Genomic DNA, 4,060 nt, shown 5'->3' with positions numbered 1-4,060 from the left:
CGAGCCGGAGCTGCGGGCGGCGGGCGAGACGGCTGCCGCACTCGGCGCGCGCTCGCGCGAGGAGCGGCTGGCCCGGCTCGCCGGGGTACTCGGCCTCGGCGCGGACGAGCTCACCGAACGCCTCGCCGGGGCAAGGGCATTGGCGGCGTGCGTCGCCGCCCACGACCCCGGTGTCTACACCGGGGAGGCACGGCTGCTGGTGCACGACGAGGAGTCCCCGGTCTGGCCCGCCATGGCCGCCGACATGACCGCGCTGTGGGAGTCGGTCTGTGTGGGCGGACTCCGGCGGCAGACGGTGCCGGGCGACCACTTCACCTGCCGTGAGCTGGTCACTTCCGGTGCGATCGACCTGCCCGAGGAGGAGAACGCGTGAGTGAGCACACCACCCCGACGGTCGCGGTCGTCGGCGCCTACGGCGCCGTCGGCGCGGCCGCCGTACGGGCGATCGCCGACCGCCTTCCCGACGCCGTCGTGCGGCTCGGCGGGCGCGACCGGGCACAGGCGGAGACGCTGCTGGCCAAGTCCGGCCTGCGCGGCCACGCGGACGAGGTGGACGTGCAGGACGGACGGTCGCTGGCCCGGTTCTGCCGCGGCGCACGCGTCGTCCTCAACTGCGCGGGCCCGTCCTACCAGGTCCTCGACAAGGTGGCCTGGGCAGCCGCGGCGGCCGGCGCCGACTACGTCGACCCGGGCGGGGACGAACCGCTCCTGGAGGCGCTGACCCGGCCCGGCACCTTCACCGGTACCGCCGTCATCACCGCGGGCATGCAGCCGGGGCTGACAGGTCTGCTCCCCCGCCACCTGTGCTCCACCATGAGCCACCCGCGACGGCTCACCGCCTACGTCGGCACGATGGACCGGCTCACCCCGGCCGGAGCCGCCGACTACCTGCTCTCCATGGGCGGCGCGTACGGGGAGGCCCGCGGCGCGGTCAGGGGCGGCGTGCGTGTGGAGCGCGAGCTGGCGCCGCGTACCGACGTCGAACTGCCCTACACGAACAACCGGGTGAACGTCTACCCGTACCTGAGTTTCGAGTCCGCGAGACTCCCGGAGGTCACGGGACTGTCGGAGATCGACTGGTACAACGTCTTCGACGGCGGCGCGCACATGATGAACTGCCTGAGCCGGCTCCAGGGGGCGATGCGCGGCGAGTCCGACCTCTCGGAGGCGGCCGAGGAGCTCACCCGTGCCGCGGCGCTCGACCTGTTCGGCAGGGACCCGTTCCAGCTCATGCTGTTCGAGGTCACCGGCACCGACGACGCCGGGCGCCCCACCACCCGCAGCCTGGCCCTGCGCGCCAGTGACACGTACGCCCTGACCGGCCTCGCCAGTGCGCTGGCCGTGCTGGCGGTGCTCGACGGCAGGGCCGCCCCGGGGGTGCACTTCGGCTCCGACGTGCTCGACGCCGAGACGGTGCTCACCGCGCTGCGGGCCGAGCCCGCGGTCGGGCTGCTCGACGTCGTCGACCGGCCGATCCTCGCGGCCCGTGCCATGGAGGAGGGTGAGCTGTGACCCGCCCACGCGTCCTGGTGGCAGGGACCGGCTTCGGCCGCGCCTACCTGGCGGCCTTCGAGCGGGCGGACTTCGACTTCGAGCTGGCCGGAATCCTCGCGTCCGGAAGCGCCCGCAGCCGCGCCTGCGCCGCGCACCACGGCGTACCGCTGTGGTCCACGGTCGGGGAGGTGCCCGACGACGTCGACCTGGCCTGCGTGGTCGTCGGCGGGGTGATGAACGGCGGTCCCGGGCCCGAGCTCTCGCAGGCGCTGATGCGCCGCGGCGTGCACGTGTTGCAGGAACACCCCCTGCACCCGGACGAGTTGGTGGCGTGCCTGCGCGCCGCCACCGAGTCGGGGGTGGTGTTCCGGCTGAACACCCACTATCCGCACGTGGAGCCGGTGCGCCGCTTCGTCGGGGCCGCCCGCGACCTGGTGGCCCGGCAGCGGCCGCTCTTCCTCGACGTGACCTGCGCCTTCCAGGTGCTCTACACGGTCTTCGACATCCTGGGCCAGGCGCTCGGCTCGATCCGCCCGCACGGCATCGACGGCGTGCTCGAGGGGCCGGAGGGCGCGCCGTACCGGAGCCTCACCGGCCGCTTCGCCGACGTCCCGATGTCCTTCCGGTTGCAGAACGAACTGGTGCCCTCCGCCCCGGACAACTACAGCCACCTCTTCCACCGCATCACCCTGGGCACGGACGGGGGGCACCTCACCCTGGTCAACACACACGGCCCGGTGCAGTGGAGCATGCGCCCGCACATGCCCGGCGACATGGCGGAGCTGGTGCGCTTCGGCGACTCCACCGCCCCGCACCTCAAGGTGCCGAGCGTGGAGAACCTGGGCCCGGCGGAGGGCGCCTCGTACCGCGAGGTCCTCCGCGAGCTGTGGCCGCAGGCCACGGCCCGGGCCGTCGGCGCGCTCTGGGACGACGTCCGGTCGGGCGCCGACAGCCGGGGGCACGTGCAGTACCACGTGGCCCTGGCGAAGCTGGCGAAGAGCGTGAGCGACGCCTGCGGGCCGGTGCGGCTGCGCCACCCGCAGGCACCGCCCGAACTCCTCGCCGCCGCAGACCTGTGGGAGGCCCGATCATGAGCACCGACGTCCCCAGCCCCTGGCTGCGCGGCTACTTCCCCCGGCCCGGAGCCGTCCGGCGCGTCGTCTTCTTCCCGCACGGCGGCGGGTCCGCGAGCTTCTACCGCCCGCTGGTACGCGACCTGCCCGACGGCGTCGAGGGCATGGTGGTCCAGTACCCCGGCCGGGAGGACCGCATCGGCGAACCCTGCTGCACCGACATGCCCGGCCTCGTCGAGCCGCTGGCCAAGGCGCTGACCCTGCTGGACGACAAACCCGTGTGGTTCTTCGGCCACAGCATGGGCGCCTCCGTCGCGCACGAGGTGATCAGGCTCCTCGGCACGGCCGGCGAGGCGCTCCCGGAGCGGCTGGTCGCCTCCGGGCGTCCCGGCCCGGCCCGGCAGCGGCCGGACGACAAGCACCTGGACGACGAGCGGCTGTGGGCCGACGTGTGCCAACTCGGCGGCACCGACGCCGGACTGCTCCAGATGCCGGGCATACGGGAGATGACACTGCCCGTGCTCCGCGCGGACTACCGCCTCGTGGGCACCTACCGCCCCCGCCTGGGCCGCGACCTCTCGGTGCCGGTGAGCGTCTGCTACGGCACCGAGGACCCCGAAGTCGACGCGGCGGACGCGGCGGCCTGGTCGGAGGCCACCTCCGCGCACACCGAGCTGACCGCCTTCCCCGGCGGCCACTTCTATCTGCGCGGCCCCAGCCAGACCGAGTTGGCGAACTGGCTGACCAGACGGCTGCACGACCGGCCCCGCCACACCCACGCCGACCCCGCGGAAAGGAACCGAGAATGATCGTGAGACCGGTCGTGGAGAAGTACGCCGAAGAGGCCTCCTCCCCCGCGCCGCCCTGGCTGGCCGCCCTGGTCGCCGACACGGAGGCCGAGACGGACCTGCCGGCCATGATGGTGGGGAGCCTGGAGGGGGAGTTCCTGGCCTCCCTGGTCTTCGCCCTGCGACCTCGCCGCATCCTGGAGATCGGCACCTTCACCGGCTACTCCGCGCTCTGCATGGCCCAGGCGATGCCGGCGGACGCCGAGCTCCACACCTGCGAACTGAGCCCGCTGCACGCCTCGATCGCGCGCAGGCACTTCGCGGCGTCCCCATGGACCGACCGCATCCAGCTCTGGGAGGGCCCGGCCCTGACGTCGGTGCGGGACCTCCCCGGCCCCTTCGACCTGGTCTTCGTCGACGCCGACAAGCCCGGCTACGTCGACTACTACGAGGCGGTGCTGCCGAAGCTGTCCCCGCACGGGCTGATCCTGGCCGACAACGTCCTCCAGTTCGGCGGCGTCGCCAACGAGCGGGACCAGCAGACCGACACCGTCGCCATGCGCGCCTTCAACTCCCACGTCGCCGCCGACCCCCGGGTGCGGCAGAGCGTGCTCACGGTGCGTGAGGGCGTCAGCGTCATCCGGCTGGCCGGCTGATCGGACCCGCGCGCGCGTGACGGCGCCCGGTCCCCCACGGGGTCCGGGC

The 4,060-nt window shown here is 73.6% G+C and carries 5 protein-coding genes; all 5 read left to right on the top strand.

The genetic code is table 11. The annotated features are described in order from the left end of the window. On the top strand, positions 1 to 373 hold a 373-nt coding region (locus ACYVE9_RS17960), incomplete at its 5' end, for a hypothetical protein (protein ID WP_461028896.1). Further along, the gene (locus ACYVE9_RS17955; protein ID WP_461028895.1) at positions 370 to 1,512 is read left to right on the top strand and encodes a saccharopine dehydrogenase NADP-binding domain-containing protein; all 1,143 of its coding nucleotides are present in this window, start codon (positions 370 to 372) and stop codon (positions 1,510 to 1,512) included. The genes ACYVE9_RS17960 and ACYVE9_RS17955, both read left to right, overlap by 4 nt. Further along, a complete protein-coding gene (locus ACYVE9_RS17950) occupies positions 1,509 to 2,588 on the top strand; it encodes a Gfo/Idh/MocA family oxidoreductase (protein WP_461028894.1) in 1,080 nt (359 codons plus the stop codon). Before ACYVE9_RS17955 ends, ACYVE9_RS17950 begins: the two co-directional genes overlap by 4 nt. Next, positions 2,585 to 3,376, top strand: coding sequence for a thioesterase II family protein (locus tag ACYVE9_RS17945; protein WP_461028893.1), 792 nt, complete (start codon positions 2,585 to 2,587; stop codon positions 3,374 to 3,376). The genes ACYVE9_RS17950 and ACYVE9_RS17945 overlap by 4 nt, the downstream gene beginning before the upstream one ends. Further along, positions 3,373 to 4,011, top strand: a complete 639-nt coding sequence (locus ACYVE9_RS17940; protein ID WP_461028892.1) for an O-methyltransferase — start codon at positions 3,373 to 3,375, stop codon at positions 4,009 to 4,011. The genes ACYVE9_RS17945 and ACYVE9_RS17940 overlap by 4 nt, the downstream gene beginning before the upstream one ends. Positions 4,012 to 4,060 lie beyond the last annotated feature (49 nt).

Source organism: Streptomyces sparsus, assembly GCF_054776295.1.
Note: the sequence above shows the minus strand (reverse complement) of the source record. Positions and strands in the feature narration are given on the sequence as shown.

What these genes read in the sequence shown, in the direction of transcription:
- ACYVE9_RS17945 (WP_461028893.1), top strand. Translation starts at nt 2,585, where the DNA reads ATGAGCACCGACGTCCCCAGCCCCTGGCTGCGCGGCTACTTCCCCCGG.
- ACYVE9_RS17940 (WP_461028892.1), top strand. Translation starts at nt 3,373, where the DNA reads ATGATCGTGAGACCGGTCGTGGAGAAGTACGCCGAAGAGGCCTCCTCC.